Origin of the sequence: Nucisporomicrobium flavum (assembly GCF_016464385.1) — a bacterium.
Lineage (GTDB): Bacteria > Actinomycetota > Actinomycetes > Mycobacteriales > Micromonosporaceae > Actinoplanes > Actinoplanes flavus_A.
The window spans coordinates 576799-602960 of the sequence record NZ_JADMLH010000001.1; the positions used below are offsets into that span (position 1 = coordinate 576799).

23 protein-coding genes are annotated in these 26162 nt (G+C 72.7%); 11 read left to right on the forward strand and 12 right to left on the reverse strand.

The annotated features are described in order from the left end of the window. Positions 1-88 precede the first annotated feature (88 nt). From IT780_RS02760 to IT780_RS02795, 8 genes are all read right to left on the reverse strand, one after another. A complete protein-coding gene (locus IT780_RS02760) occupies positions 89-565 on the reverse strand; it encodes a hypothetical protein (protein WP_199509747.1) in 477 nt (158 codons plus the stop codon). A gap of 91 nt (positions 566-656) precedes the next feature. Then, positions 657-1718, reverse strand: coding sequence for a hydrogenase expression/formation protein HypE (gene hypE, locus IT780_RS02765; protein ID WP_307831004.1), 1062 nt, complete (start codon positions 1716-1718; stop codon positions 657-659). After that, complete coding sequence (gene hypD, locus IT780_RS02770) at positions 1715-2830, reverse strand: hydrogenase formation protein HypD (protein ID WP_199509749.1); 1116 nt, start codon at positions 2828-2830, stop codon at positions 1715-1717. Before hypD ends, hypE begins: the two co-directional genes overlap by 4 nt. Next, a complete protein-coding gene (locus IT780_RS02775) occupies positions 2827-3084 on the reverse strand; it encodes a HypC/HybG/HupF family hydrogenase formation chaperone (protein ID WP_199509750.1) in 258 nt (85 codons plus the stop codon). Before IT780_RS02775 ends, hypD begins: the two co-directional genes overlap by 4 nt. A 5-nt stretch (positions 3085-3089) precedes the next feature. Then, positions 3090-5390 (reverse strand): carbamoyltransferase HypF, encoded by a 2301-nt coding sequence (gene hypF, locus IT780_RS02780; protein WP_199509751.1) that lies wholly within the window; start codon positions 5388-5390, stop codon positions 3090-3092. Beyond that, a complete protein-coding gene (locus IT780_RS02785; RefSeq protein ID WP_199509752.1) occupies positions 5387-5869 on the reverse strand; it encodes a hydrogenase maturation protease in 483 nt (160 codons plus the stop codon). The genes hypF and IT780_RS02785 overlap by 4 nt, the downstream gene beginning before the upstream one ends. Before the next feature lie 3 nt (positions 5870-5872). Next, complete coding sequence (locus IT780_RS02790) at positions 5873-7171, reverse strand: Ni/Fe hydrogenase subunit alpha (RefSeq protein ID WP_199509753.1); 1299 nt, start codon at positions 7169-7171, stop codon at positions 5873-5875. Beyond that, positions 7168-7677, reverse strand: a complete 510-nt coding sequence (locus tag IT780_RS02795; RefSeq protein ID WP_199509754.1) for a cyclic nucleotide-binding domain-containing protein — start codon at positions 7675-7677, stop codon at positions 7168-7170. The genes IT780_RS02790 and IT780_RS02795 overlap by 4 nt, the downstream gene beginning before the upstream one ends. A gap of 206 nt (positions 7678-7883) precedes the next feature. Here IT780_RS02795 and IT780_RS02800 point away from each other — a divergent pair, with 206 nt between their 5' ends. The 4 genes from IT780_RS02800 (at position 7884) to IT780_RS02815 (ending at position 11617) form a co-directional block, all read left to right on the forward strand. Then, a complete protein-coding gene (locus IT780_RS02800; protein ID WP_199509755.1) occupies positions 7884-8771 on the forward strand; it encodes a universal stress protein in 888 nt (295 codons plus the stop codon). Positions 8772-9078: 307 nt separating this feature from the next. Then, the gene (locus IT780_RS02805) at positions 9079-9957 is read left to right on the forward strand and encodes a 4Fe-4S dicluster domain-containing protein (protein ID WP_199509756.1); all 879 of its coding nucleotides are present in this window, start codon (positions 9079-9081) and stop codon (positions 9955-9957) included. Then, positions 9954-10817 (forward strand): FAD/NAD(P)-binding protein, encoded by an 864-nt coding sequence (locus IT780_RS02810; protein WP_233412054.1) that lies wholly within the window; start codon positions 9954-9956, stop codon positions 10815-10817. Before IT780_RS02805 ends, IT780_RS02810 begins: the two co-directional genes overlap by 4 nt. Further along, positions 10817-11617, forward strand: a complete 801-nt coding sequence (locus IT780_RS02815) for an NADH-quinone oxidoreductase subunit B family protein (RefSeq protein ID WP_199509757.1) — start codon at positions 10817-10819, stop codon at positions 11615-11617. Before IT780_RS02810 ends, IT780_RS02815 begins: the two co-directional genes overlap by 1 nt. Here the strand turns inward: IT780_RS02815 and IT780_RS02820 are convergent. After that, a complete protein-coding gene (locus IT780_RS02820) occupies positions 11605-15222 on the reverse strand; it encodes an Ig-like domain-containing protein (RefSeq protein ID WP_199509758.1) in 3618 nt (1205 codons plus the stop codon). The two genes, IT780_RS02815 and IT780_RS02820, sit on opposite strands and share 13 nt — an antisense overlap. A gap of 189 nt (positions 15223-15411) precedes the next feature. Between IT780_RS02820 and IT780_RS02825 the strand changes: the two genes are divergently transcribed. The 3 genes from IT780_RS02825 (at position 15412) to IT780_RS02835 (ending at position 17937) form a co-directional block, all read left to right on the forward strand. Next, entirely contained in the window at positions 15412-16293 is an 882-nt protein-coding gene (locus IT780_RS02825; protein WP_199509759.1) for a Sco1979 family transcriptional regulator, read from the forward strand. Positions 16294-16496: 203 nt separating this feature from the next. Beyond that, complete coding sequence (locus IT780_RS02830) at positions 16497-16745, forward strand: hypothetical protein (protein ID WP_199509760.1); 249 nt, start codon at positions 16497-16499, stop codon at positions 16743-16745. Between the two features lie 61 nt (positions 16746-16806). Further along, positions 16807-17937 (forward strand): FAD-dependent monooxygenase, encoded by a 1131-nt coding sequence (locus tag IT780_RS02835; RefSeq protein ID WP_199509761.1) that lies wholly within the window; start codon positions 16807-16809, stop codon positions 17935-17937. Here IT780_RS02835 and IT780_RS02840 read toward each other — a convergent pair. Then, the gene (locus IT780_RS02840; protein ID WP_199509762.1) at positions 17855-19348 is read right to left on the reverse strand and encodes an alpha/beta hydrolase family protein; all 1494 of its coding nucleotides are present in this window, start codon (positions 19346-19348) and stop codon (positions 17855-17857) included. The two genes, IT780_RS02835 and IT780_RS02840, sit on opposite strands and share 83 nt — an antisense overlap. A gap of 89 nt (positions 19349-19437) precedes the next feature. On the opposite strand from IT780_RS02840, the gene IT780_RS02845 reads away from it, so the two are divergent. The 3 genes from IT780_RS02845 to IT780_RS02855 all read left to right on the forward strand — a co-directional run bounded on the left by IT780_RS02845 (position 19438) and on the right by IT780_RS02855 (position 21562). Beyond that, on the forward strand, positions 19438-19974 hold the full coding sequence (locus IT780_RS02845) for a hypothetical protein (protein ID WP_199509763.1): 537 nt from the start codon (positions 19438-19440) through the stop codon (positions 19972-19974). A 36-nt stretch (positions 19975-20010) separates the two neighbouring features. Further along, entirely contained in the window at positions 20011-20796 is a 786-nt protein-coding gene (locus IT780_RS02850) for an SAM-dependent methyltransferase (protein ID WP_199509764.1), read from the forward strand. 145 nt (positions 20797-20941) lie between these two features. Then, positions 20942-21562: an SMI1/KNR4 family protein gene (locus tag IT780_RS02855; protein WP_199509765.1), complete on the forward strand. Its 621-nt coding sequence runs from the start codon at positions 20942-20944 to the stop codon at positions 21560-21562. A 551-nt stretch (positions 21563-22113) separates the two neighbouring features. On the opposite strand, the gene IT780_RS02860 is transcribed toward IT780_RS02855, so the two are convergent. Both IT780_RS02860 and IT780_RS02865 read right to left on the reverse strand, forming a co-directional pair. Continuing rightward, positions 22114-22827, reverse strand: a complete 714-nt coding sequence (locus tag IT780_RS02860; protein ID WP_233412204.1) for an ASCH domain-containing protein — start codon at positions 22825-22827, stop codon at positions 22114-22116. A gap of 561 nt (positions 22828-23388) precedes the next feature. Continuing rightward, entirely contained in the window at positions 23389-24168 is a 780-nt protein-coding gene (locus IT780_RS02865) for a hypothetical protein (protein WP_199509766.1), read from the reverse strand. A 529-nt stretch (positions 24169-24697) separates the two neighbouring features. Here IT780_RS02865 and IT780_RS02870 point away from each other — a divergent pair. Then, positions 24698-25735: an FAD-dependent monooxygenase gene (locus IT780_RS02870; protein ID WP_199509767.1), complete on the forward strand. Its 1038-nt coding sequence runs from the start codon at positions 24698-24700 to the stop codon at positions 25733-25735. Positions 25736-26162: the final 427 nt, after the last annotated feature.

The following is a 26162-nucleotide window of genomic DNA, read 5'->3' on the forward strand; positions in this document are numbered from 1 at the left end:
TTGCCCTCGTGCAAGGGACCTATGAAGATCGTCCGTCGCGCGAAGGGCACCGCACAGGGTCGTTGGACCCGGTCCGACAGTCCCGAAGCTACGGGCCCGCGTGCGGCGCGGGGTCGCAGCCGGCGGGCGGCAGGTGTGTCATCGCCCGGAACAGAGCGACGACTTGCACCACCAGCGCGATGATGCTGCCGGCGATGCCAACGGCGAGCACGACCCGCACGACTGTTCCCCAGGCGACCGCCGCGTCGGCGAAGTCGAACGGGAACACCTGCCACAGCCGGACCATGACAGCGATTCCGACGGCGGTGGTGGTGAGCGAGCCCAGCGCCACCATCCACGGCGGGTCGTGGACGAACTGCAGGGCGTCGACGACGAGCCCGACGATCAGCGAGGCGTTGACGAGCCCCAGGACGAGGGTGGTGTCCGGGGTGAGGAACGCGACAGCGTCCCAGCCCGGGCGTACGTTGATCAGATAGAGCAGCACGACGTTGACGGCGGCGGCCACGGTGTAGCCGAAGCGGCGCGCGGCCGGCGCCGGACGACGCTTGCTGACGTCGGCGGACATGGCAGACCTCCTCGAGGCACCTCCCACGCTAGGCATCCGGACAGCCGGCCGGGTAGCGGCGAACGGCCCGCGCGCCCGGGGCGGCCGGTCGTCAGCAGATGCGCGGCAGCTGCTCCCCGAGCAGCATGTCCAGCACCCGCCGCGAGCCCACACCGGTACGCATCCGGACGCGCCCGGGCTCCTCGGCCAGCACGCTGCCGATGCGCACCGCGTCGCGGCCCTCGGGGCATACGCGCATGGCCGCCAGCACCTGCGCCGCCCGGTCCGGGGCCACGAAGGCGACCAGGCAGCCCTCGTTGGCCACATGGGCGACGTCCAGACCGAGCATCTCGCAGGCGGCCCGCACCGCGCCGGGTACGGGCAGCGCCTGCTCGTCGATCTCCACGCCCACCGCGGAGGCCTGCGCGATCTCGTTGACCGCCGAGGCGAGGCCGCCGCGGGTCGGGTCACGCAGCGCGTGCAACGCCTCGCCGCCCACCCCCACCATCGCCTCCACGAGCCGGTGCAGGGGCCGGGTGTCGGAGCGTACGTCCGCCTCGAAGCCCAGGCCCTCGCGTGTGCTCAGCACGGTCACGCCGTGGCTGCCGATCGGGCCGGACAGCAGCACGACGTCGCCGGGCACCGCTCCCGCCGCCGAGGGCGCCGTACCGGGCAGCCGCCGGCCGAGCCCGGTGGACACGACGAACAGGCCGTCGGCGGCGCCACGGTTCACCACTTTGGTGTCCCCGGTGACCACGCGGACGCCGGCGTCGCGGGCGGCCTCACCGACGGAGGCGGCCACGCGGCGCAGGTCCTCGAGCGGGAAACCCTCTTCGATGACGTACGCGACACACAGCGCGAGCGGCATCGCGGCACGCATGGCGAGGTCGTTGACGGTGCCGTGGACGGCCAGCCGGCCGATGTCGCCGCCGGGGAAGAACAGCGGGGTCACCACGTACGCGTCGGTGCTGAGCGCCAGGTCGGCTCCGGCCGCCGTGACCAGCGCGGCGTCCTCCAGCGGGCCCGGGACCGCGGCCTCGCCCAGCGCGGGGACCAGGACGTCGGCGATCAGCTCGGCGGACAGCCGGCCGCCGGAGCCGTGGCCCAGCAGCACCCGTTCGCTCTCCCGCCGCGGGGCCGGGCAGGCGCCGGAGAGCAGGTCGGCGGTGCTCACTGCACGATCCCCGGTACGGCCGCCGCCCTGGTCCGGCCGGCGGCGAAGTAGGCGGCACAGGTGCCCTCGCTGGACACCATGGGGGCGCCCAGCGGGTTCCGTGGCGTGCATATCGTGCCGTAGGCGGTGCAGTCGGTGGGCTCCCGCGTCCCGGTGAGGACGGCCCCCGCGATGCACTCGGAGTGCTCGCGGGCCGTCAGGTCTCCGACGTCGAAGCGGCGTTCGGCGTCGAAGGCGGCGTACTCCGCGGCCAGCACGAGCCCGCCGGCCGGGATCGTGCCCACCCCGCGCCACGCCCGGTCGGCGATCCGGAACACCCTGCGGATGGCGTCCTGCGCGGCGGTGTTGCCGTCGCGGCGTACGGCCCGGGCGTACTGGTTCTCCACCTCGTACCGGCCCTGCTCGAGCTGCGTCACGGCCATCAGGATCCCCTCCAGCAGGTCCAGCGGTTCGAATCCGGTGACGACGATCGGCACCCGGTGGCGGGCGGCGAGCGGCTCGTACTGCGTCCAGCCCATCACCGCGCAGACGTGCCCGGCCGCCAGGAAAGCCTGCACCTGGCAGTCCGGTGAGTCGAGCAGCGCCGTCATCGCGGGCGGGACGAGGACGTGGCTGACCAGCAGACTGAAGTTGGCCAGGCCCAGGTCGGCGGCGTGCAGCACGGCCATGGCGTTCGCCGGCGCGGTCGTCTCGAAGCCCACGGCGAGGAACACCACCTGCCGGTCCGGGTGCCGTTGGGCGAGCGCAACCGCGTCCATGGGCGAGTAGACGACCCGGACGTCGCAGCCGCGGGCCCGCAACGCCAGCAGGTCGGTGTGCGAGCCGGGTACCCGCAGCATGTCACCGAAGCTGGTGAGGATCGTGCCCGGCCGGGCGGCGATCGCCATGGCCCGGTCCAGCGTCTCCAGCGGGGTCACGCACACCGGGCAGCCGGGACCGTGGATCATGCGGATCCCGGCCGGCAGCAGCTCGTCGATGCCCTGCCGCACGATCGTGTGGGTCTGCCCGCCGCACACCTCCATCAGCCGCCACGGGCGGGTGGCGACCCGGCGCAGGCGGTCCAGCAGCATCCGGGCGAGCCGGGGGTCGCGGTACTCGTCGAGGTATCTCACGGCAGGGGCTCCCCGAGCTCGGCAGCGACCGCGTCACCCATCGCGCGCAGGACCTGCAGGGTGCGCTCGGCCTCCACGGCGTCGACGAGGGTGATCGCGAATCCGACGTGGACGATGACGTAGTCCCCGGTGCGCACGCCCGGCACGTACTCGAGGCAGACCAGCTTGCGTACCCCGCCGAAGTCGACCGTGCCCATCAGCAGGCCGTCGTCACGGTCGGTGGTGGTGACCTTTCCAGGGATGCCCAGGCACATCTCGATCATCCTTCCGCGGCGGTCAGGGCGGCGGCGACGACCGCCTGGCCGTAGCTGATGCCGCCGTCGCCCGCCGGCACCTCGCTGCTGAGCCGGGCGTCGAGCCCGGCCGCGGCCAGCGCGGGTGGCAGCTCCGCGGCGAGGAGGCCGTTCTGCAGGCAGCCGCCGGACAGGCACACGACGGTCACGCCTGTGCGCTCCGCCGCCCGCGCGCACATCTCGGCGGTCACCGCGACGACCGTACGGTGGAAGCCCGCCGCCAGCGCCGCCACGGGCTCGCCGGCCCGCATCGCCTCGCCCAGCGCCGCGAGCGTCACGCCGCTGTCGTACACCCACAGGCCGCCGGCCGTGCGCAGCTTCCACGGCAGCGGGGCGGTCGACGACGGCGCCGCCGCCGCCACGGACTCCAGCATGACGGCGGCCTCGCCCTCGTAGCTCGCGTCGTCGCAGACCCCGAGCAGGGCGGCCACGGCATCGAAGAGCCGTCCCGCGCTGCCGGCCTGCGGGCAGTTCACGCGGCGTTCCACCATGCGCCGGACGACCTGACGTTCGCGAGCGTCGAGGCGGTCGAGGACCCCGGCGTCCCCGGTGGTGAACTCCCCGCCGTACAGGTATCCCAGCGCCATCCGGGCCGGCCGGCGCACGGCGGCTTCACCCCCGGGCATCGGCGCGCGAGAGAAGCGGCCGACCCTACGGAAGCCCGTGTACGAAGCCAGCAGCAGTTCCCCGCCCCAGAAGGTGCCGTCGTCACCCCACCCCAGCCCGTCGTACGCCACCCCGAGGAATGGCGCCTCCACCCCGTTCTCCGCGGCGCAGGCGGCGACGTGGGCGTGGTGGTGCTGGACCGCGATCCGCCGCACGGCGGGAGCGGCCTCGAGGGCGTACGCGGTGGACAGGTAGCCGGGGTGCCGGTCGTGAGCCACGATCTCGGGCACGAACCGGTGCAGCCGGCACAGCTGTTCCCGGGTGGCCGCGAACGCGGCGAGGGCGTCCGCATCGTCGAGGCTCCCGCCGTGCGGCCCGATCAGCGCCAGGCCGCCGCGCGCCAGCGTGAACGTGTGCTTGAGCTGCGCTCCCACGGCCAGAACCGGACGCCGCGCGGTGACCGGCAGCGGCACCGGCCGGGGCGCGTAGCCGCGGGCCCGGCGCACCACCCGGCCCCGGCCGCCGCTCGCGCGCACCACCGAGTCGTCGTAGCGGGCCCGGATCGGCCGGTCGTGGTGCAGGAACGCGTCGGCGACGGCGGCCAGCGAGCGCCGGGCCTGCCGGTCGTCGATGGCGATCGGCTCGTCCGACACGTTGCCGCTGGTGACCACGAGCGGCCGGGCCATGGCTCGCAGCAGCAGGTGATGCAGCGGTGTCGCGGGCAGGAACAGCCCGGCCAGGCGGGTGCCGGGGTGCACGCCGACCGCCAGGTCGTTCCCCGGAAGCGCGGGCGCCAGCACGATGGGCCGGGCCGGGGACGACAGCAGGGCAAGGTCCACGTCGGTGAGCCGGGCGTGCCCGCCCGCGGCGGCGGCATCGGCCACCATGACGGCGAAGGGCTTACGGGGACGGCGTTTCCGCGTGCGCAGGGTGGCCACGGCCGTCGCATCCGTCGCGTCGCAGACGAGCTGATAGCCGCCGAGACCCTTGAGGGCCACGATGCCGCCCCGCGACAAGGCTGTGACCGCCGCGGTCAGCGCATCCTCGGCGTACGCATCCTCCGGACCACAGGTCCACAGCAGACGAGGTCCACAGGCGGGGCAGGCGATCGGTTCGGCGTGGAACCGGCGGTCGGCGGGATCGTGGTACTCGCGGGTGCAATCCGGGCACAGCGCGAACCGGGCCATCGCCGTGCGCTCCCGGTCGTACGGAAGCTCGTCGATGATCGTGGCCCGCGGCCCGCAGGCGGTGCAGTTGAGGAACGGATAGCGGTAGCGGCGGTCCGCCGGGTCGAACAGCTCCCGCAGGCAGTCGTCGCAGGTGGCGAGGTCCGGAGGCAGACCGGCGAAGCCGTTGCCGGTCACCGGGGCCTCGCCCGCGCTGAGCTCCACGGCGAAGCCGCTGCGGACCGGTAGCGATCCGACCCGCCGGACGCTGACCTCGTTGACGGTCGCGTGCGGTGGCGGGTTCTCACGGATCGCGCGGGCCAGCGCCGCCACGGCTGCCGGGGGCGCCGTGACCTCGATGCACACGTCACCGCCGACGTTGCGCACCACGCCGTCGAGCCGGAGCCCGGTCGCGATCCGGTGGACGTACGGGCGGAAGCCCACGCCCTGCACGGTGCCGCGGACCTGGACCAGCCAGCCGGCCGGCGCCGTCACGGCGTCCTCGCCAGGTCGCGGGCCCGCAGGGCGATCGGCCGCACGGCCGCTGCCACCTCGGGGGTCCGGCCCGTCCCGAAGCCGAACTCCTTGCCGCACACGGCGAGCACCACGAGGCGGCGCGGGAGGCGTCCGAGCACGCGGCCCAGGGCGACGGTCTCACCGAGGGCGATGGCGTGCGAGGTGGCGACCGGCTCGTCGTCCTGCGCCGCGAGGTCGTCGGCGACCAGCTCGTGGAGGTGACCGGGCGGCGCGCCGTCCATGCGGACCGCATCGACGACGACGGCGACCTCGGCGCCGGCCCACAGGGTCAGCAGGCCGGCCGGCTCGCCGTCGCTGACCCGCAGCTCCACCCCGGACAGCACCGGGTCGTCCGGCTGCCGGGCGAGCAGCTCGGCGATCACCAGCGGGCCCACCGCGTCGTCGCAGCGGTACTCGTTGCCGATGCCGACGATGAGGCGCCGGTGCGGGCCGCCCACGCTTCACCCCCGGTCGACGACGAGATCGAGGAAGTGGGTCGCGCAGGAGATGCACGGGTCGTAGTTGCGGATGGCCTGCTCGCACTCGCGGGTCAGCCGCTCCTCGTCGTGGCCGAGGCGGGCGGCGACGAAGCGGCGCAGGTCGTCCTCGATCGCCGCCTGGTTCTGCGACGTCGGCGGGACGATCCGCGCGGCGGTGATCAGGCCGTGGTCGTCCAGACCGTACCGGTGGAAGAGGATGCCGCGGGGGGCCTCGGTGGCACCGTAACCGACGCCGGCGCGGGGCGGCACGTCCACGAAGGGCCGCGGCGGTGGCTCGTACGTGTCGATGATCGCCAGCGCCTCCTCCACCGCGACGACGTTCTCGACGGCCCGCACGACGATGCTGCGGTACGGGTTGCGGCAGTCCGCACCGAGCCCCGCCGCCTCGGCCGCCTCCCGGGCCACCGGCGGCAGCCACTGCCGGTTGAGCGCGTACCTGGCCGCCGGGCCGACGACGTACGTGCCCCGGCCGGCCAGGCTCGCGTGCAGGGCTGTGGAGTGCTCCACCTGCTCCTCGACGACGTACCGCTCGAACTCCCGCGGCGGGAACGTCAGTCCGCCGGTCGTGGTCACCGTTCCGGACTCGATGGCGTACCGGCCGGGGCTGACCAGGGCGAGCATCTCGTGGTCGTGGGTGAAGTCCGGGAACTCGAAACCAGCCACCCAGTCCACCGTGTCGCAGGCCAGGTCCAGCGCCCGCCGCAGGGACTCGCGCAGCCCGCGCAGCTCCCGCGGATGCGGTGCCCGGTAGAAGCCACCGACCCGCACGTTGACGGGGTGGATGGGGCGCCCGCCGAGCAGCTCGACGATGGCGTTGCCGGCCTTCTTCAGGGCCAGCCCGCGCTCCACGAGGTCGCGGTGGTCGGCGGCCATGTCGAGCGCGCCGGCGTAGCCGAGGAAGTCGGGGGCGTGCAGCAGGTAGATGTGCAGGGTGTGGCTCTCGATCCACTCGCCGCAGTACAGCAGGCGGCGCAGCGCGGCGATGTCGTCGTCCACGGTGACCCCGCAGGCGTCCTCGATCGCGGCGCACGCGCTCATCTGGTACGCGACCGGGCAGATCCCGCAGATCCGCGCGGTGATGTCGGGCGGCTCGGTGTGGGCGCGGCCGCGCAGGAACGCCTCGAAGAACCGGGGCGGCTCGTAGATCTCCAACCGGACGTCCTCCACCGTGCCGTCCCGGACCCGGACGTGCATCGCGCCCTCGCCCTCGACCCGGGCCAGCGCGCGGACGTCCAGGATCCGGTCGGAGCGGTGCGTCATCGCCGCCGCCTCTCGCCGGGCGGCCCGTACAGGTCGAGCAGGCGCAGCCGGGTGGCCTGCAGCCGGTCGATGACGGCCGGGGTGACCAGCCGCATCACCGCGTAGCCGAACGAGGGGTCGGCCTCGCAGCGGCGCAGGACCAGGCCGGCGTCGAACCGCAGGGCCTCGACGGGGGTGCGGGCCACTGCCCCGAAATGCCACCGGTACGGCGGGTACAGCCACGACCAGCCCAGCAGCGTCCCCGCGGACAGGGTCTCGAGCACCAGCGCGCCGTGCCCGGGCACCTGCAGGTCCAGAGCCACGTCGCCGTGGTCGAGCAGCCAGAAGTGATCCGCCGCGGCGCCCTCGGTGAACAGGCGCGCGCCCTGCGGGTACGACACCGGGACACAGGTCTCCTGCAGCGCCGCCAGGTGGTGAGGGACGAGCGCGGCGAGGAACGGCTGGGCCGGGATCCGGGCGGTGAGGTCCGTGGGCGTGATGCCCCCGGCCCGCTGGTGAGTCGACATGCTGCCTCCCAGAGGCCGCCGATCAACCCACTCTACGAGCGCCGGCTGATCCACAGTGAGGCCGATCGCACCCCGATCGATGCCCGAAGGACCCTTGCGCCGGGCCGTACGCCGTACGCCGGCACAACGCGGGACCATCGGCCCTGCCGGGGACATCCATGGCGACGGATGCTGGTCGGGGAGGTCCACCCAGCAGGAGGTGCGTCATGACCACTGTCGCCGGAGCCGCCGTGGTCGTCGGTGTGGACGCGCCCGCGCACAGCCGCGGCACGGTCGAGATCGCCGCCGCCGAGGCCGCCCGCCGCCACCGCCCGCTGCGTGTCGTGCACGCCCTGCACTGGCCCCAGCTGCCCGTGCCGATGCCGCCCGGGGTGACCCAGACCGTGCCCGGGACGGCCCGGGAGCAGGCCCGGGCGTGGCTGGCCGAGGCCGCCGCGATCGCCGCGAAGGTGGCGCCGGACGTGCCGGTCACCACCGAGCTCGCGGCCGGGCGCCCCGCGGCCGTCCTGACCGACGAGAGCCGGCACGCCGACCTCGTCGTCGTCGGCGAACGCGGGGCGGGCGGGATGCTCGTGGGATCGGTGGCGCTGCACCTGGCGTCGCACGCCGCGTGCCCCGTGCTCGTCGTCCGCGGCGAACCCCGCGGCACCGGCCCCGTGGTGGTCGGCATCGACGGGTCCCCGAACTCCGTACCGGCGCTGGCGGTCGCGCTCGAGGAGGCTTCCCTGCGCGCCACCACCCTCGTGGCCCTGCACGCCTGGAACGGCAACGACTGGACCGAGCTGAACAGCAAGCTGCCGATGACGTACGAATTCTGGTCCGGCGACGCGCAGGAGGAGCGGGTGCTGGCCGAGGCGCTGGCCGGCGCCGGGGAACGCTATCCGGACGTGCCCGTACGCCGTCAGGTCGTCCGGGGCGATCCCGGTGTGCTGCTCAGCCAGTGGTCGCGCTGCGCGCAGCTCGTCGTCGTGGGCGACCACGGGCACGGGGCCGTGACGGGGCTCATGCTCGGCTCGGTCAGCCAGCACCTGATGTTCCACGCCGACTGCCCCACGACCGTCGTCAGGGGACGCTCTCCCGTCACCACCGGCTGACCCGAGGAGGCCGCGATGGCGTCCGATACCCGACCGCAGAACCCGGCGCCGGCGCTGCTCGACGCGGCCGCCCTGCCCGCTCTGTTCGGCGCGCTCGAGGCGCGCGGGTACACCGTCATGGGTCCCACCGTCCGCGACGGCGCGATCGTCATCGCGGAGCTGGCCTCGGCCGCGGACCTGCCGTACGGGTGGGGCGTCGAGACCGAGGCCGGGCGGTACCGGCTGCGCCGCCGGGAGGACGGGGCCGCGTTCGGCCACTCCGCCGGCCCTCAGTCGTGGAAGACCGTGCTGCACCCCCCCGCGGGCGATGCTCTGGTCGGCCGACCGCACACCGGACGGCTCGATGGCCGGCGGCGAACCCGAGCACGCCCGCCGGTACGCGCTGCTCGGCGTCCGCCCCTGCGACCTGGCCGCGATCGCCGTCCTCGACCGGGTCCTGACCGGCGGCCGCTACGCCGACCCGGTCTACGCCGGACGCCGCGACGGCAACCTGGTCATCGCGGTGGAGTGCACCGAACCCGGCGCGGTGTGCTTCTGCGCGTCGATGGGCACCGGCCCGCACGCCGACGCCCGCTTCGACCTGGCGATGACCGAGACGGCCGACGATCAGGGACACCGGTTCCTGATCCGCGCGGGCACTCCGGCCGGCTCGGAGATCCTGGCGGAGCTGCCGGTCCGGGCGGCGGGGGACGCCGACATCGCCGGTGCGGCTCGCGCGGTCGCCGACGCGGCGACGCGGATGACCCGTTCCCTGCCGGCGAACGAACTTCCGGAGCTGCTCGCCGCCTCACGTGAGTCCGCGCACTGGGACGACGTCGCGTCGCGGTGCCTGACGTGCGGGAACTGCACGATGGTGTGCCCGACCTGCTTCTGCACCACCACCGAGGACGTCACCGACCTCACCGGCGACCACGCCGAGCGCTGGCGCCGCTGGGACTCCTGCTTCGACCTCGACTTCACCCACCTGCACGGCGGGAGCGTCCGGGCCAGCGGGCAGGCCCGCTACCGCCAGTGGATCACCCACAAGCTCGGCACCTGGCACGACCAGTTCGGGTCCTCCGGGTGCGTCGGCTGCGGTCGCTGCATCGCCTGGTGCCCGGCCGGGATCGACATCACCCGGGAGGTCGCGGCCCTGTCGGCGCTGCAGCGGGCCGGTGATGCCCCGGACGACGGGACGGGCCGATGATCAGCCATGCCCCGGCGGCCGCGCCGCCCGCCGCACCGGTGCTCCCGCAGCCGTACCGGGTCGTGTCCAGCCGCGCGGAGACCGCCGACACGGTCACGATCGAGCTGGCGAACGACTCGGCGCCGCTGGCGGGGTTCGCGCCCGGGCAGTTCGCCATGCTCACCGCGTACGGGATCGGGGAAGTGCCCATCTCGCTGAGCGCGATCGAGACCACCGCCGCGGGCCGCACCCGGCGGCTGACGCACACCGTACGGTCGGTCGGCTCGGTGACCCGCGCCCTGCACGACGCCGCACCCGGCGCGGTCGTCGGGGTTCGCGGCCCGTTCGGCACCCCGTGGGATCTGTCCGCCGCGACCGGCCGGGACGTCGTCATCGTGGCCGGCGGGATCGGCCTCGCGCCGGTACGCCCCCTCGTGCACGCCGTCCTGGACGACCCGTCCCGGTACGGCACCCTGGTGGTGCTGGTCGGCGCGCGCACCCCCGCCGACCTGCTCTACCCCGCCGAGCTGGACGGCTGGGCACGTGAGGGCGCCCACGTGGGTGTGACCGTGGACCGGCCGTCCGGCGGCTGGACCGGGCACGTCGGGGTGGTGCCCGCCCTGATCCCGCAGGCCCGCTTCGACGCCGGCCGCGCCGTGGCGTACGTGTGCGGCCCGGAGATCATGATGCGGTACACCGCCGAGGCGCTGACCGCCCGGGGCGTCTCCGCGGCCCGGGTGCAGATCTCGCTCGAGCGCACCATGCGCTGCGGCTGCGGCTGGTGCGGGCACTGCCAGCTCGGTCCGCTGCTGGTCTGCCGCGACGGGCCGGTGGTCCCGTACGAGCGGGCCGCCTCCCTGCTCACCGTCCGGGAGCTGTGATGACCTCGGCACCCACCCTGGCGGTGTGGAAGTTCGCCTCCTGCGACGGCTGCCAGCTGAGCCTGCTCGACTGCGAGGACGAGCTGCTCGCCGTCGCCGGCCGGGTGCGCATCGCCCATTTCCTCGAGGCGACCCGGCACGTCGAGCCCGGCCCGTACGACGTGTCGCTGGTGGAGGGTTCGATCACCACGGCCGGGGACGCGCAGCGCATCCGCCGGGTCCGCGAGCTGAGCCGTACGCTGGTGACCATCGGCGCGTGTGCCACCGCCGGCGGCGTGCAGGCCCTGCGCAACTTCGCCGACGTCGAGGAGTTCCGCTCGGTGGTGTACGCCCGCCCCGAGTACGTCTCGACGCTGGCCACCTCCACCCCGATCGCCGCGCACGTCGACGTCGACTACGAGCTGCACGGCTGCCCCATCGACCGCGGCCAGCTCCTCGAGGTCATCACGGCGCTGCTGGTGGGGCGCCGCCCCGACGTGCCGGCGCACAGCGTCTGCTTCCAGTGCAAGCAACGCGGCAATGTGTGCGTCACCGTCGCGCACGGCACGCCGTGCCTGGGCCCGGTCACCCGCGCCGGTTGCGGGGCGATCTGCCCGGCGTACCGGCGCGGGTGCTACGGCTGTTTCGGCCCGATGGAGACACCGAACCCGGCCGCCCAGGCCGCCCTGCTGCGGGCCACCGGCATGTCGCCGGAGGAGGTCCGCCGCGTCGCCCGCACCTTCCACGCCGGCGAGCCGGCTTTCATAGCTCTGTCCGAGGTGGGCGGCGGCCCTCCGGCCGGCGCGGATCAGCCGATGTAGATCTCCACCCTCCGGTTCGCGGCCTTGTTGCGGCTGGTGGTGTTCGGCCGCGCCGGGTCGGCCTCGCCCCGGCCGTCGTGCTGAGCGCGCAGCCCTGGGTAGGCGGCCCGGAAGTACGCGGCGACCTGCATGGCCCGCTGCCGGGACAGCTCGGTGTTGGACGGTGCCGTGCCGTCGGAGTCGGTGTGCCCGATCATCAGGGCGGTGCCGAAGCCGTACGTGCGCGCCTGGCCGGCGACGGTGGCCAGGACCCGCCGGGCCGTGGCGTCGAGCGCGAAGTCGCCGACCGGGAAGTAGACGACGGCCAGGAGCCGGTTGGTGTCGCCCGCCGGGGTGACCGCCGCGGTTGTCGGTTCGGACAGCGTGCCGCCGGCGCCGACGGTGGTCACCAGGACCGTGTCGGTCCGGTCCAGGGCCGTTCCGGGTACGCGGCACATCTGGCTGGTGCCGCCCATGGTGGGCACGGTGCACACCCGGCGGCCGTTGACGGTGACGCGGTAGCCGAGGGCGTTGGTGGCCGGCGACACCCGCCAGGTGATCTCGGAGTCGACGCGGCCGGAGAGGCTGCGCGAGACCGGTCGGCCGTCGGCGTACGTGGGTGCGGCGAGCAGGCGTCGGGCCTGCGGGTCGGCGCCGATCCCCGCGGTGGCGGCGGGAGGCCGGACCGGCAGGACGGTGACGGTCAGCTCCGTGGTGGCGGTGGCGGCGCCGTCGCTGACCCGGACCGGGACGGTGACGGTGCCGCTGAACCGGACGTCGGTGCGGACGGCGAGCCGGGTGCCGGTGACGGTGGCGCGCACGCGGTCGGCGGCGCCCACCGGGCCGTCCGGGGTGCCCGCGGTGAGGGCCAGCGCGTCGTCGTTCGCATCGGTGACGGTGAACGGGATGGTCACGCTCTCGCCGGCGGTCACCGTACGGGCTGCCGCCGCGGCGATGCGGGGTGCGGCGTTCGGCACGGTGACGCGGACGGTGGCACCCGCGCTGCGGCCGTTGCCGTCGCGCACGGTGTACGAGAACGAGTCCTGGCCCTTGTACGCCGCCGCGGGCGTGTACCAGACGGCGTTGCCGCGTACCTCGGCTGTGCCGTGTCCCGGCGTACCTGCGTACGCCACGGTCAGGCCGCTCCCGTTGTCGTTGCTCAGCACGTCGATGCGGGTGGGGCCGCCGGCGGTGGCGGTGACGGTGTCGTCGGCGGGCGCCGGTCCGGGCAGCACCGGTGACGGCGCCGTGGCGACGGTGATGGTGACCGCTGCGGTCGCCGGGCCGCCGGTCAGCCGGTACGTGAGGGTGTCCGTCCCGGAGTAGCCGGAGGTGGGCGTGTAACGCAGGGTGCCGCCGACGATGCCCGCGCTGCCGTGGGCGGGCGCGCCGGTGACCTCGGCGAGGCTTGCGCCGGCGGGGTCGTTGGCGAGCACGTTGATGCCGGTCGTGGTGCCGTACGGGACGGTCGCGGTGTCGTCGGCGGGCGCCGGGCCGGCGGTCACGGTGACCGTCACCGTCCCGGTGTCCACGGCGCCGTGCGCGTCGGCGACGGTGTAGGTGAACGAGTCGGTGCCCCAGAAGTCGGAGTCCGGCGTGTACGTGACGGTGCTGCCCGAGACGTCGGCGGTGCCGTGGGCGGGCGTACCGGCGGTCTGCAGGGTGAGCGGGCCGTCGCCGGTGTCGTTGCCCAGCGGGCTGATCACCTGGGCGACGCCGGCGGCGGTCGTGGCCTGGTCGGCGACGGCCGCGAGCGGTGTCGCGGGGATGACGACGGGCGCGGTCACCGTGACCGTGACCGTGCCGGTGGAGGTGACCCCGCCGAGGTCCGTGACGGTGTACGTGAAGGAGTCGCTGCCCGAGTACCCGGCCGTGGCGGTGTACCGGACCCCGGTCCCGCCACCGGTGATCGCGGCGGCACCGTGGCCCGGGTTCGTCACGGCCGTCACGGCGAGCTGCTGTCCGGTGTCGTTGACGAGCACGTCGATCGGCTCGGCGGTGCCGGCGGTCGCCGCGGCGGTGTCGTCGACGGCCTGCGGCGGGATGCCGGAGGGTGCGGCGACGGTGAGGGCGACCGAGCCGGTGGCGGTGCCGCCGCGCCCGTCCGAGACGTCGTACGTGAGCGCGTCCGGCCCGGTGTACGCGCCGGCCGGGGTGTAGCTCACCACGCCGCCGGACAGCGTCACGGTGCCGTTCGCCGCGCTGGTCACGGCGGTGACGGCCAGCGGGTCACCGTCGGCGTCGGTGTCGTTGCCGAGGACCGCGACGGTCGAGGTGCGGTTGTCCCCCACGGACAGGGTGTCGGCGGCCGCGACCGGGAACGTGTTGACGTTCACCGTGCTGGTGGCCGGCGCGTTGTCGGTCAGGCTGAGGGTGGTGTCGATCGTGGCGGATCCGACGGTGGCCACGATCGAGGTGACCCGGTTGCCGGAGACCGCGGGCAGCGCCAGGTCGTACGTGAGGCCGTTGCTGCCCGCGCCGAGCGCGAACGGGCCCGGGAACACGACCGAGCCGCCGGTGGTCACCCCGTCGGCGACGGTCACGCCGTTCCAGGCGACCGAGCCCGGTACGACCGTCGCGCCCGCGGGAACGGTGGCGGTGAAGGAGTCGAGGACCGCGCCGGCCGACCCGGTGACCGCCGCGCGGTAGGTGGCCGTACCCCCGGTGTCGGGCAGCTTGGGCGGCGTGGCGGTGAGGCCGACGGTGAGGTCGTTGGTGGACGGGCTGATCGCCGGCAGCGAGGCGACGCTGCCCAGGTCGGTGTGTTTGATCTGGGTGCCGGACGCGATCTGCTGGACCGGCAGCACGCCGGTGGCCGAGGTGGTGAACCCGACGGCCCGGAAGGTGTAGACCGCGGTGTACGACTTCGACGCCGAGCTCAGGTTGCTGACCCGCAGCGTGTCGGTGTACGTCGGCAGCCCGCTCAGCGTCAGGCTCGTGCCCACCAGCCGGTACGCCCCCGCGGGCCACGTGCCGGAGGCGGCCGGGCTCATCCAGAACGACTGGGGATCGTTCGCGGAGCCGGAGCCGATGGTGCCGGTGTCGCCCGTGACCGTGACGGTGAAGGTGCCGCCGATGCGTGGCGTCCCGCCGGGGACGGTGACCGCGGTGAGCTTGTTCGCCGCCGCCTTGATCGTCTCCTCGACGCCGGCGAAGCCGCCGGGGTCCGCGCAGAGCTGCGCCGAGCCGGGCAGGTCCGGGCGGCCCTGCCAGATGCCGACGGTGTGCTGCTGCGCGGTCGCGGTCTGCGCCTGCGCGGTGAGGTAGAAGAACCGGGAGGCCGACGCGCCGCCGCCCAGCGTGGCGATCTGCTGCGCGGACGGCTGCCCGCTGCCGAGCGCCACGGATCCGCCCGTGAACCCGGTCAGCGACACCCAGAGGTCGTTGCGGGCCGCGCCGGAGGTGTCCCTGACCTGGTATCCGGCGTACGCCCCGCGCAGCACCGGCGTCGACGACGTGTCGATGTAGAAGTTGGGGCCGTGCAGAGCGGAGACGGTCAGCCCCTGCGTGGAGCACAGGGGCGCTACCGCGGCGGCGGGCTGCGCGGTGAGCAGGACGCCGGAGGCGGCGACGGCGGTGGCGACGGCGGTGGCGGCCACCACGGGCAGCAGTCGGTCACGGATCACAACCTCAAGATCGGCCACCGGGCGGGGCTTCTGAGCCGTAACGGGCGGGTGACGCCGCTGGATCCGGCGGCCGGCGGCTCTAAGATCGTGCACGTGGACGCGCATCGGGCGGTGAAGGTGCACGTTTGGATGCACGTGCATCGGGATAACAGGTCCCGATGAGGATCGACGGCTGATCGGGGAGAACGGATGACCTCCGGCAGGGACGGCGGCGCGGGCCCCGCCGCGTTGCGCATCCAGCTGGGCTCCCAGCTGCGCCGGTTGCGCAAGGACCGCGGAGTGACCCGGGAGGCGGCCGGCTGGGAGATCCGCGCCTCCGAGTCGAAGATCAGCCGCATGGAGCTGGGCCGCGTGCCGTTCAAGGAACGCGACGTCGCGGACCTGCTGTCCTTCTACGGTGTCGGCGAGGAGGAGCGCCGCGAGCTGCTGGGTCTCGCCCGCCGGGCCAACGCGCCGGGCTGGTGGCAGGAGTACGCCGACATCGTGCCGCCGTGGTTCCTCGGCTACCTCGGGCTGGAGGAGGCGGCCTCGCTGATCCGGTCGTACGAGGTGCACTTCGTGCCCGGCCTGCTGCAGACCGACGACTACGCCCGGGCGGTGATCGCCCACGGGCACGAGGGTGCGCCGCCCGAGGACATCGACCGGCGGATCGCGCTGCGCCGGGGCCGTCGCCGGGTGCTGCAGCGCACCGACCCGCCGCACGTGTGGGCGGTGCTGGACGAGGGCGTGCTGCACCGGCCGTTCGGCGGCCGGTCCGTGATGCGCGGGCAGCTCGAAGCCCTGATCGCGGCCGCGCAGCACCCGAACGTACGGATCCAGATCGTGCCGTTCCGCGGCAGCCCCCGGGCGGCCGCCGGCCTGCCGTTCGCCATCCTGCGCTTCGCGGAGGAGGAACTGTCCGACGTGGTCTACGTCGAGCAGCTCACCAGCGCGCTCTACCTGGACAAGCCCACGGACGTGGACCACTACGCCGCCACGATGGACCTCGCCTGCCTGGAGGCCGAGCCACCGGACCGGACGACGGCCATCCTGGAGAAGATCCTCGACGAGCTCGACGGCTCCGCGGGCTGATCGGCCGTTCCACCTCGGCCGAACGGCCCCCCGCACACATCCGATCTTTCCTTTGTCCGTTCCGTTGTGCATATGCACGTGCAGGAGTCCTTGCATCGGTCCTGGCATATGGCCATGCTGGGGCACGTGCGCGGCTTTCCGTCCCGTCGCGTACGGACGTTTTCCTCCCAGATCTGTGGCGGCGATGGCGAAGGAGTTGGCGGATGGACAGGAACCGCGGTCCGGTGGGGCCGGTGAGCCTCTTCCCCGAGTCCGACTACCGGTTCGGCGCCGGCCCCCTGCGCATGCGCGTCGAGCGGATCGACTGGAACCGCCCGGTGCGCTACGACGACGACAACTGGTACGAGGTCGACGGCGTGGAGGTCACCGCCGACGGCCGCGAGATCGGCCGGCGCCAGGCGCTGGTACGGGCGCGCAGCCTGTCGGCCCTGCGGCGCAACGTTCGTCCCTGATCGACGGTCATCCGTCGCGTGGTGCTGGCGCGAACCCGCCCGGCCCGCCACGATCGGCGGCATGACCGATCCCGTTCTGATCATCGGCGGCGGCATCGCCGGCCTCGCCCTCGCCCGCGCCCTGCACCGGCACGACATCGCGTTCACACTCCATGAACGCCGGGAGCACGCGGCGGATGCGGGCCTGGCGGTCAATCTGCCGGGCAATGCGATCACCGCGCTGCACCGGACGGGGCTGGGCGAGGAGATCGCCGCCGCGGCCTACCCGGTGCTGCGGCGCGAGTACCGCACCGCGACGGGCCGGCTGCTGTTCCAGGTGGACGAGCGGGCGTTCTGGGGCGCGGACGCCCAGCCGCGCTGCGCCCGCCGCGCCGACCTGCACCGCATGCTTCGCGCCGGCCTGCCCGAGGGCACCGTCCACGAGGGCGCGGGCGTGACCGCGGTCCGGCAGGATGCCGGTGGCGCCGAGATCGACCTCGACGACGGTTCGACCGTCCGGGGCAGCCTGGTGGTGGGCGCCGACGGGGTCCGCTCCACCGTGCGCCGGGCCGCGTTCGGCGACGACGGGATCCGCGCCGCCCTCCTCTCGGCCGCGAGCTTCCGGTTCATGGCACCCAACCCGGGCGTGGACTGCTGGGCCGCCTGGGCCGGCACGCACGGCAACGTCCTGCTCATCCCGGTCTCCGACGACGAGGTGTACGGCTTCGCCACCGCCGCCCGCGGCGGCCCCACGGCTCCGGACCCGGCCTGGCTGGCGGAGACGTTCGCCGGGTTCCCTGAGCCGGTACGGCAGACCGTCAAGGCGGTGACCGCCGACCCGGCCGCGCTGTACCACTCCCCCATCGAGGAGGTCCGGGTCACCCGCTGGGCGCAGGGCCGGGCCGTGCTGATCGGCGACGCCGCGCACGCCACCGCGCCCATCTGGGCCCAGGGCGCGGCACTGGCCCTCGAGGACGCCGAGGTGCTGGCCGGCCTGCTCGCCGCGGGCGCCGGTCCCGTGGCGGCCGCCGCCGAGTTCGAGCGGGTACGCCGCCTCCGGGTCACGCACGTGCAGACGCAGACGGACCGGTTCTCCCGGACAGCGGCGCTGCCGGGCTGGCTGCGCGCGGTCACCGCCCCGCTGGCCGGGAAGGCGAGCTACCGGGCAGCGTACGGGCCGCTGCGGGAGTGGCCGGGCACGCCGGGGCGGTGAAGGCGGAGCGGACGCCGACCGTCCAGCGGCAGCCGAACGCCGGGTCGGCGACCGCGCGCCGGTCCAGGATCGCGTCGCCTCCGGGGCGGCGGCCGTCGCGTACCCAGGTCACCAGGTCGTCGAAGCCCTGCTGCAGCTCCGGGGCGGTGAAGTCGCAGTGGCCGACGCCGCGCACGGCCCGGGAGACGAACAGCCGGGACCGGCCGTTCGCCGCGGCGCGTTTCGCGTAGACCTGCTCCATGGAGAACGGCACGAACAGGTCGCCGATGTCGTGCAGGGAGAGCACGGGCACGCTCGGTCGGCCGTTGACGCGGGGGATGCCGCCGAGGCCGCGGTCCGCCTCGGCGGTGTGCCGTACGCGCAGCACCCGGGCGTTGAGGCGCCACTCGGCGGGGGTGGGCCACCAGCGGTCGGTGCTGCGGTAGACCGTGAACCGGTTGTCGGTGACGTTGCCGTCCGCGATACCGCCCGTGCCGCCGGAGAGGCCGGGATAGAGGCCGAACAGGAACGGCAGGTCGTTGAGCGGGGCGAGGGAGCGGGCCGCGTTCCAGTACGCGAACGAACCGTCGAATCCCGGTCGCTCCCCGCCGCTGCGCCGCTCGACCACGTCGGACCACGTACGGCCCGCGGCGGTCAGGGCCGGCGGGGCGCCCGCGGTGACCCCGAGGGCGGGCAGGATCTGCGCCACGCGGGCCCGCCACCGGTCGGGGTAGTCGGCGGGCGGCTGCAACGGGAAGTCGATCGGCACCCCGGCCAGCGCCGCCGCGGTGACGTCGGCGTCGAGGAAGTAGTCGTACAGCTCGGTGTCGCCGAGGACCCCGCAGTACGGCATCGCCCCCACGAACGCGCGCGGGTGCTTCTCGATCGCCACCGCGGTGACGTGACCGCCCATGGACGCGCCGGTCATGTACACCGCGCGGGCGGCCCGGCCGGTGACCCGCCGGAACTGCTCGATCAGCGGGTACGAGTCGCGGACGCCCTGGCCGACGTCGTACCCGTTGGTGCTGTAGCTGGACGCGGCCCAGGCGAAGCCCCGGGCGAGGTAGTGGGCACGCAGCGCGGGGTTGTCCACGTACACGGTGGTGCCGGTGCCGCGGTAGCCGTGCGCGTAGACGACCAGCTCGCCGTTCCACCGCAGCGGCACCTCGACCCGGTAGGCCGCGCCCTCGCGGATGCCGGTGTACACGCGCGACAGCGGGCTGCCCGAGGCGTCGGTGAGCGCCACGAACGGCGAGCCGCCCGGGTCGCAGTCGGGGTCGGCCACCAGGTAGCCGGGCTGGGTCGTGCTCGGCACCGGCGCGTCGCACACCGGCGGCGCGGCCGAGGCCGGCACCGCCTCCGCGGCCGCCACCGTCCCGCACGCCAGCACGGCGGCCAGGAAGACTGCCAGGTGTTTCCGGGTCACGGCCATGGCGTTACCTCCCGGTAACATCCAACGATCCGCTTCGACGGCTGTCAAGGTGGACGGTCCGGCGCGGGCTCGCGTGCGAGCATGTCGGCATGCCGTACGGAGTGGTGCTCCTCCCCGATCGCCGGACCCACGACCGGCTCGCGCGGCTGGCTGCCGTGATAGCCGGCCCGGCGCCGCAGAACACGCTCGGCGACCACGCCCCCGCGCACGTGTCAGTGGCGCACTTCGAGGCAGACCCGGAGAGGGCCGCCGGGATCGCGGCGCGCGTGGCGGCACACCCGGCACCCGCCACGAGCGTGAAGATCATCGGTCTGCTGTACGCGGTCCTGCCGCCCGGCGACTACTACGTGCCGCGGGGCGGGGTCTACTTCGGCATCGAGGTCGTCCGGCGGCCCGCCCTCGACGCGCTGCACACCGAGGTGCTCGGCTGGATCGGCGAGGCCGGCGGGAGCACGCTCGGCGCCGTCGGGGCCGACTACCGTCCGCACGTCACACTCGGCGTGAGCTCCGGCCGGCCGGTGCTGCCCGAGCCGGCCGACGTGCCGGTCGGCGAGCTGGACGTGACCCTCGCGTTCGGGGAGCTCGGCCCGTACGGGACGTTCCCGGGGCTGCGTCCGACCGGATGATGGTGTGCGGTGTGGACGGTGGGCTAGCGTGGCGCCGTGCCTCCCGAGCTCGACGAGACCGTCCCCCACTCCGCGCGCGTGTACGACTACCTCCTTGGCGGCAAGGACAACTTCGCCGCCGACCGTGAGGCCGCCACGCAGATCCTGAAGGCCTCGCCGGGCCTGCCCGTCTCGATGCGCGCCAACCGCCGGTTCATGGCGCGCGCGGCCCGCTACCTCGCCGAGCGCGGCATCGACCAGTTCCTCGACATCGGCACCGGCCTGCCGACCAGCCCGAACCTGCACGACGTCGTCCAGCAGGTACACCCGTCGGCCCGCGTCGTCTACGTGGACAACGACCCGCTCGTGCTGGTGCACGCCCGCGCGCTGCTCACCTCGACACCCGAGGGCGCCACCGCCTACCTCGACGGCGACCTGCGCGAGCCGGCCGCGATCCTCGCCTCGGACGAGGTGACGGGCACGCTCGACCTGAGCCGGCCGGTGGCGCTGAGCCTCATCGCGGTGCTGCAGTTCATCCCGGACGAGGCCGAGGCGGCCAAGATCATCGACACGCTGCTCGAGCCCCTGCCGTCGGGCAGCGCGCTGGCCATCTCCACGGTCACCGCGCACAACCCGCAGGCCGTCGCCGCCGCGCAGCAGTACACGGCCCGTGGCATCCCCGCCAAGCCGCGCACGGACGAGGAGGTCGAGGCGTTGTTCCGCGGCCTGGAGCTGGTCGAGCCGGGGGTGACGCCGGTGCACCGCTGGCACCCGGACGCCGAGGCGTCCGCCGTCCCGGACGCGGACGTGCAGATGAGCGGGGGCGTCGCCGTCAAGCGGTGAGCCACGCCCCTTTACGGGCCGAATTGGATGCATCAGATGTATCGCTCCGGACTTACGACGGCCCTTCTGCCTGATCGTAGCGACGTCAAGGGCGCCCTGCGCCAGCTGCGCAGGGCATTCGGCCCGGCGTGCCAGAATGCCGGTCATGCACCCCACCGTCGACGTGTCCTGGGACCTGATCGTGCGCTGGCTCGCCGAGTACCGGGATCCCGAGCTGATCGAAATGGAATGGTTCACGACGCCGAGCACCGGGGCTGACATCGATGCCGTGGCCGCTGAGATCGGAGAGCCGCTACCTGACGACCTGGTTGCCTGGTGGCGCCTGGCCGGCGGCAGCCTTAACCCGGAGAGCACCGTTTACCTCCTACCGCCCGGCCAGTTGCCCCTCGGGCCGGCGGACGCGATCAAAGTTCGGGCGAGGTGCCGTGAGCTCATGTACTACGAGGTCAGCCCGGACGCGGACGCGACGGGGCCCGCGGGCGGCGACGCGAAGGTGTTCGGCAGCCGGTTCCTGCCGGTGGCATGGGATCACGGCCACACCCATCTGTTCGTCGATCTTCGACCCGGTCCGCAGTACGGCTGCGTGATGCGGTGGGACGACGAGATGGCCGTCCGCGGCGGCCCGCTGTGGCCGTCCGTGACCGCGATGCTGGCCGACACCGCCCGGGCACTGACCGACGGAATTCCCGCCCTGGCCGACCGGGGCGGCTGGGTGGCGGAGATCGACGAGGAGTTCATGTCCTGGGAACAGGCCGAACCGGCCTGACGGCCGGTGGCCGGCCGACGGACGACACGTTTTCGTCAAGGCGGTCTCGGCGGAGGTCCGGGCGCACAACCACACGATGATCCTGCAGGAAGCCGCGATTCTGGATGCCCTGCCGAGGTCGGTGCCGGCGCCCCGGCGCCTCACCACCGTCGAATGCGGGCCGCGGGCCGCCCTGGCCACTAACCTGGGCCGCCGGTGCGACCGCGCCGTCCTGGACAGACGCTTCGATCGAGGCTGTTGCGGACGCTGCCACCCGAAGCGCCGCGCTTCGTCGTGGGGCTAGCCGGAATGTGGTGCATCCGCGCCGCCACGTCCCAGACACCTCCAACCCCAGAATCGCCTCCTGGCGGCACGCGAGGTCAACCGCGTTGCATCCTTTAGTGGCCCGCCTGATCGCCGATTTCCGCGACGGACACCGGAACGGAAGTAATGCCGCCTCACGGCGACGACGATGCCCTTGGCTACCTCCGCAGGCCACCCACTGCCTGAACCGATCCCCACCGGCCAGCGGGCGCGTACGGCGGCACCTCCGGATGTCTTTCGAGACCCGTTCACTCGTCCAGTTCGAAGCGAACGATCACGACCTCGTCGCCCGCTTGCAGGTCCGGGTAGTAGTCACGCAAGCCGGGCAGGATGTCGGCGGCGCTGGCGAAACCGTCTTCTCCAGCCTCGCCGTCAGTGATGCTGTCGATGGGCTTGGCGACGGTAGAGGTGACGCGTCCGGACAGGCACTCCTCCTCGTCGGATTGAAACACCAGGAGCACCGGTCCAACCTGCACGGGATCTTTGAAGCGCATCGTCACCCGTTTGCTTCCGTCGCGGACGGCGGGAAGGTGAGTGGCCCGAAACCGCAGACGCTGTACCTGCTGATCCTCCCATTGGAATGTGTGCGGCAGCAGGTCGACGATCGGCTCGATCCGGATTCCCTCGCTGGTGGGGACGATGACGTGGATACCCGGGTAGTAGTCCGCGAGCACCTGCCGGTCGCGTCCGCACGGGGCCAGAACACCCCGGCCGGCATCGCCGACCGCAACGATCAGCCGAGGTGCTCGGGCACCTCCGGCGCGGGCCACCGCGAGAGCCACCAACTCGGCGCAGGGTCCACCGGTGAAGTGGTACAGGTTCAGGCCGACGTGGACACGGTCGTTCTCGTCCAGGACGGCGGCCGCGACGGTGTGGATGTTGCCGTCGCCCCCTGCGCGCAGAGCAGCACGAGCCGCTTTCATCAGGGCAGGCTCAACGGCGGCGAAGTCAGAGGGCGGCATGATCACGACGGGGAGCCTACGTGCAAGCGCACCGAAGCCTCCACGGTCAACTACCGCACATCGGCATGAGCGTGCACTGGCGCGCTCGGCGCGTGCGATGTGGCTTCCGTGCCCGACCGCGGTGTCTGTTGCGAAGCCTTAGGTGTATGGGTTGGCGGCCGGTGGCGCGTCGCCGGACACCGGCGTTGTCATTTTCACCGGCCAGAAGGCCGCCCTGGGTCGGCTCCACAAGCACCGCACGCTGATCGTGACCCGTCTCCGACATCACCCTGGCCATCGACCTGGGCCACGGCGACGTCCGAGTCGTCTCGCGCACCAACAGCTGGCCGGTCCGGATTCCGGCGTCACACGAGGGCTCACGCACCCGCGGTGTCGGGCCGTGGACCGGGCACGAAACGCGCAGGATCCGACGTATCCAGGGCTCCAGGAGCCGACCACGTTGGAGCTCACCTACCCCGCATGGTCAAACAGACGCCGCGGCTGACGCGATGACCCTGATCAGCCGGGGACTGTCGAACCATGGCATCTACGCGCGCTATCGGCGGCATTTGAGAACGTCTGTTAGTCAATTTCTTCGGAACCCGACACGCAGATCTTCGAAGCAATGGCAAACACTGCTGCCACCGCCGCGCCGGTCAGAGCGGCTATCGCAATGGCCGATATGCGGAGCCCACCGACCGACGAAGTCCCAGTAAATTCGCGACCCGGCAAGATTGCATCCGAAATGCCCACGACGGGCGATGAGTCTGAGGGAGGCGAACCTTGGGTGCGACCGAACCGAGACGAAGGTCGGGTGAGATTCGCCTGTTGCTTGCGGGTCAAGATCCTTGTCATGTTGGCGCGCAGCAAGGCGGCCGTCGTGCGGTGGTTCCGCAGCCCCGCGGCTAGCACGCCTAGGACTGGAACGGCGAGGACAAGATTCACCTGGTTCGAGGTGAAGGCTGCGATCCATCCGGTGTGGAGCCGGCCATAGCAGAGCTGAAATGTGAACCCAGAGACTCCTATAACAAGAATCACCGTGGTTCCGCGCAAGTCGACAACCATGCGCTTGACGTATTCACGTTGCACCAACCGCGCTTGACCACTGTATATTCCAGCCGCGACAAGCCGCCTGGCACGCCGAACCGAAGCGAAGACCGCGACGCCGAAGATCATGAACGAGGACCACCACGCCAGGGGAACGTGTCCTCTCGCTAAGCCGGTGATCTTATATGCGAGGACGGCGAAGAGTAAGAACTCGGATAAGCTGAGGAGTAGTGGCAACAAGAGGTCACGGACTCCAGGCACGTGCGCTGGCAGCACGATCGATCCGATCATGGTGCCTGCGTATGCGGTTGCCACCGAGAGTATGCTGGCAAGCCAAAGGACGCAGAGAACCGCAGTATCTCCGGAAGATGCACCTGTGGTGGCGAGTAGACTGGCGGCGCTGAGCCCGGCTGTGCCCAGGGCAACATTCACAGCGGTGATGTGGGACGCAAGATAATGTTCTGTCAGATATGTTTCGTGTCGCCGACTAAGAACTTCCGGGCTGACGGCAGGATCTATTTCCGCGCCATGCATGGTGCCTCCTCCACCAGTTCGTTCCGGCCAAGATTCGACGTCTCGTGAGGTCACTTGTAGGCTTCGTCAGCCTTGCCGGTCGATAGCGCGCACGTTCGCGTAAGATGTGTCCATCAAAGCAGGTTGCGGTCCGAACTGATAGATCCGGACGGATATCACAGTATCCGCTCATCGGCAGAAGTGCGCATCCAGTGGGCATTCTCGGTCGACAAGGGTGCCTGCGGCCCGCCCGGCTACTCGGTCGCCCGATGGCGCTGGCGGCGCGGTTGAGGCCGGTGTGTGCAGTGGATGGTGCGGCAGTATGGCAGGCATGGCCGTACGCAAAGTGATCATTGCCGGTGGTGGTGTCGCGGGGACCGCGACCGCGCTCGCCTTACTCAAAGCCGGCATCGAGGCCGAGGTGTACGAGGCGCATGCGTCCGGCGGCGCGGATGCCGGCGCGTTCCTTACCGTGATGCGCAACGGCATGGCCGCGCTGGCCGAAATCGGCGCAGCCGAGGCGGTGGACGCGGTTTCGTTTCCGGCGCGGGCGGTGGCGTTGCTCGACGCTCAGGGCCGGCGGCTCGGACACCGGCCGATCGAGGGCCCTGCCCGATCTCTCACGCGCGCCGCGCTCTATCGGGCGCTGCAAGAGCTTGCGACCATGCGAGGCATCCCAGTGCATCACGGCAAGCGGATGACCGGGGCCTCGAGCAGGCCCGATGGGGTCGAGGTCAGTTTCGCCGATGGCAGCCGAGTCAACGGTGACGTACTGGTCGGGGCGGACGGCGTCCATTCCCGGGCCCGTCGGCTCATCGATTCCCATGCGCCCGAGCCTCGCTACTCGGGGCAGCATGTGGTGTACGGCTACGCGCCCGGCAACCCGGCTGGCCTCGACCCGGACGAGTACTACATGGTTCGCGGCAGCCGAGCGTTCTTCGGCCTCACCGTGCCCGGCGGCGACGGCCGGACCTGGTGGTTCGCCCGCGTCCACGGCGATAAGCCGGCAGCGGGGCTCAGCCCGGATCAATGGCGCGACCTGGCCCTGCTGATGTGCCGCGAAGACGCCACTCCCGTTCATGCGCTCATCGCTGCCTCCGGCCCGGACCTCGTGGGCAGCGACTCCTACGACATCCCGACGACCCCGCACTGGCACAACGCCCGCATGGTCCTGACCGGCGACGCCGCCCATGCCGCGGTCCCGGCCGCCGCCCAAGGCGCCTCGATGGCCATCGAGGACGCCGTGGCCCTGGCCGCGGCACTACACGACCACGACGACCCGACGACCGCCTTCGCCGCTTACGAACACCGCCGCCGTGCCGAGACGGAGGAGACCGTCGCCGTGAGCGCCAGGCTGAGTTCCCGATGAGCCGACCATGTTGGGCACCGCGCACGACCGGCGGCAGGAGAGTTGATCACCAGCGGCGAAGGATGAATCTGTAGACGTACATGTCCTCCCGCTCGTTTCCTACCTGCTGCTAGCTGCTTAATATCCCTTCCCGCTGGTACCCGGCCCTCAGAATCCGCAGCGCAGTGCCAACGTATCCGCGGCGCCGGTACTCAGGTGCGATCCAATAGCCGGTGTACGCGCTGGCGCGCGAGTCCTGACCGCACGGGTCCTGACCGCGCGGGGATTGTGACCATTGTGGGCCGGCGCACGACGGGGACCTACGGGGCCGGTACGGATCGCCGCTGAATGCCTAGACAGGGGCACCAACGTGCTTCCCCTCGATGCAGATCAGCTTCCTCAAGGTCGCGTGGCTCCTTCTGTGCGGCCGGACGGCGGCGCCGCGTTG

What these genes read in the sequence shown, in the direction of transcription:
- IT780_RS02760 (WP_199509747.1), bottom strand. Translation starts at nt 565, where the DNA reads ATGTCCGCCGACGTCAGCAAGCGTCGTCCGGCGCCGGCCGCGCGCCGC.
- IT780_RS02775 (WP_199509750.1), bottom strand. Translation starts at nt 3,084, where the DNA reads ATGTGCCTGGGCATCCCTGGAAAGGTCACCACCACCGACCGTGACGAC.
- IT780_RS02790 (WP_199509753.1), bottom strand. Translation starts at nt 7,171, where the DNA reads ATGACGCACCGCTCCGACCGGATCCTGGACGTCCGCGCGCTGGCCCGG.
- IT780_RS02795 (WP_199509754.1), bottom strand. Translation starts at nt 7,677, where the DNA reads ATGTCGACTCACCAGCGGGCCGGGGGCATCACGCCCACGGACCTCACC.
- IT780_RS02800 (WP_199509755.1), top strand. Translation starts at nt 7,884, where the DNA reads ATGACCACTGTCGCCGGAGCCGCCGTGGTCGTCGGTGTGGACGCGCCC.
- IT780_RS02805 (WP_199509756.1), top strand. Translation starts at nt 9,079, where the DNA reads ATGCTCTGGTCGGCCGACCGCACACCGGACGGCTCGATGGCCGGCGGC.
- IT780_RS02810 (WP_233412054.1), top strand. Translation starts at nt 9,954, where the DNA reads ATGATCAGCCATGCCCCGGCGGCCGCGCCGCCCGCCGCACCGGTGCTC.
- IT780_RS02815 (WP_199509757.1), top strand. Translation starts at nt 10,817, where the DNA reads ATGACCTCGGCACCCACCCTGGCGGTGTGGAAGTTCGCCTCCTGCGAC.
- IT780_RS02825 (WP_199509759.1), top strand. Translation starts at nt 15,412, where the DNA reads ATGACCTCCGGCAGGGACGGCGGCGCGGGCCCCGCCGCGTTGCGCATC.
- IT780_RS02830 (WP_199509760.1), top strand. Translation starts at nt 16,497, where the DNA reads ATGGACAGGAACCGCGGTCCGGTGGGGCCGGTGAGCCTCTTCCCCGAG.
- IT780_RS02835 (WP_199509761.1), top strand. Translation starts at nt 16,807, where the DNA reads ATGACCGATCCCGTTCTGATCATCGGCGGCGGCATCGCCGGCCTCGCC.
- IT780_RS02840 (WP_199509762.1), bottom strand. Translation starts at nt 19,348, where the DNA reads ATGGCCGTGACCCGGAAACACCTGGCAGTCTTCCTGGCCGCCGTGCTG.
- IT780_RS02845 (WP_199509763.1), top strand. Translation starts at nt 19,438, where the DNA reads ATGCCGTACGGAGTGGTGCTCCTCCCCGATCGCCGGACCCACGACCGG.
- IT780_RS02855 (WP_199509765.1), top strand. Translation starts at nt 20,942, where the DNA reads ATGCACCCCACCGTCGACGTGTCCTGGGACCTGATCGTGCGCTGGCTC.
- IT780_RS02860 (WP_233412204.1), bottom strand. Translation starts at nt 22,827, where the DNA reads ATGCCGCCCTCTGACTTCGCCGCCGTTGAGCCTGCCCTGATGAAAGCG.
- IT780_RS02870 (WP_199509767.1), top strand. Translation starts at nt 24,698, where the DNA reads ATGGCCGTACGCAAAGTGATCATTGCCGGTGGTGGTGTCGCGGGGACC.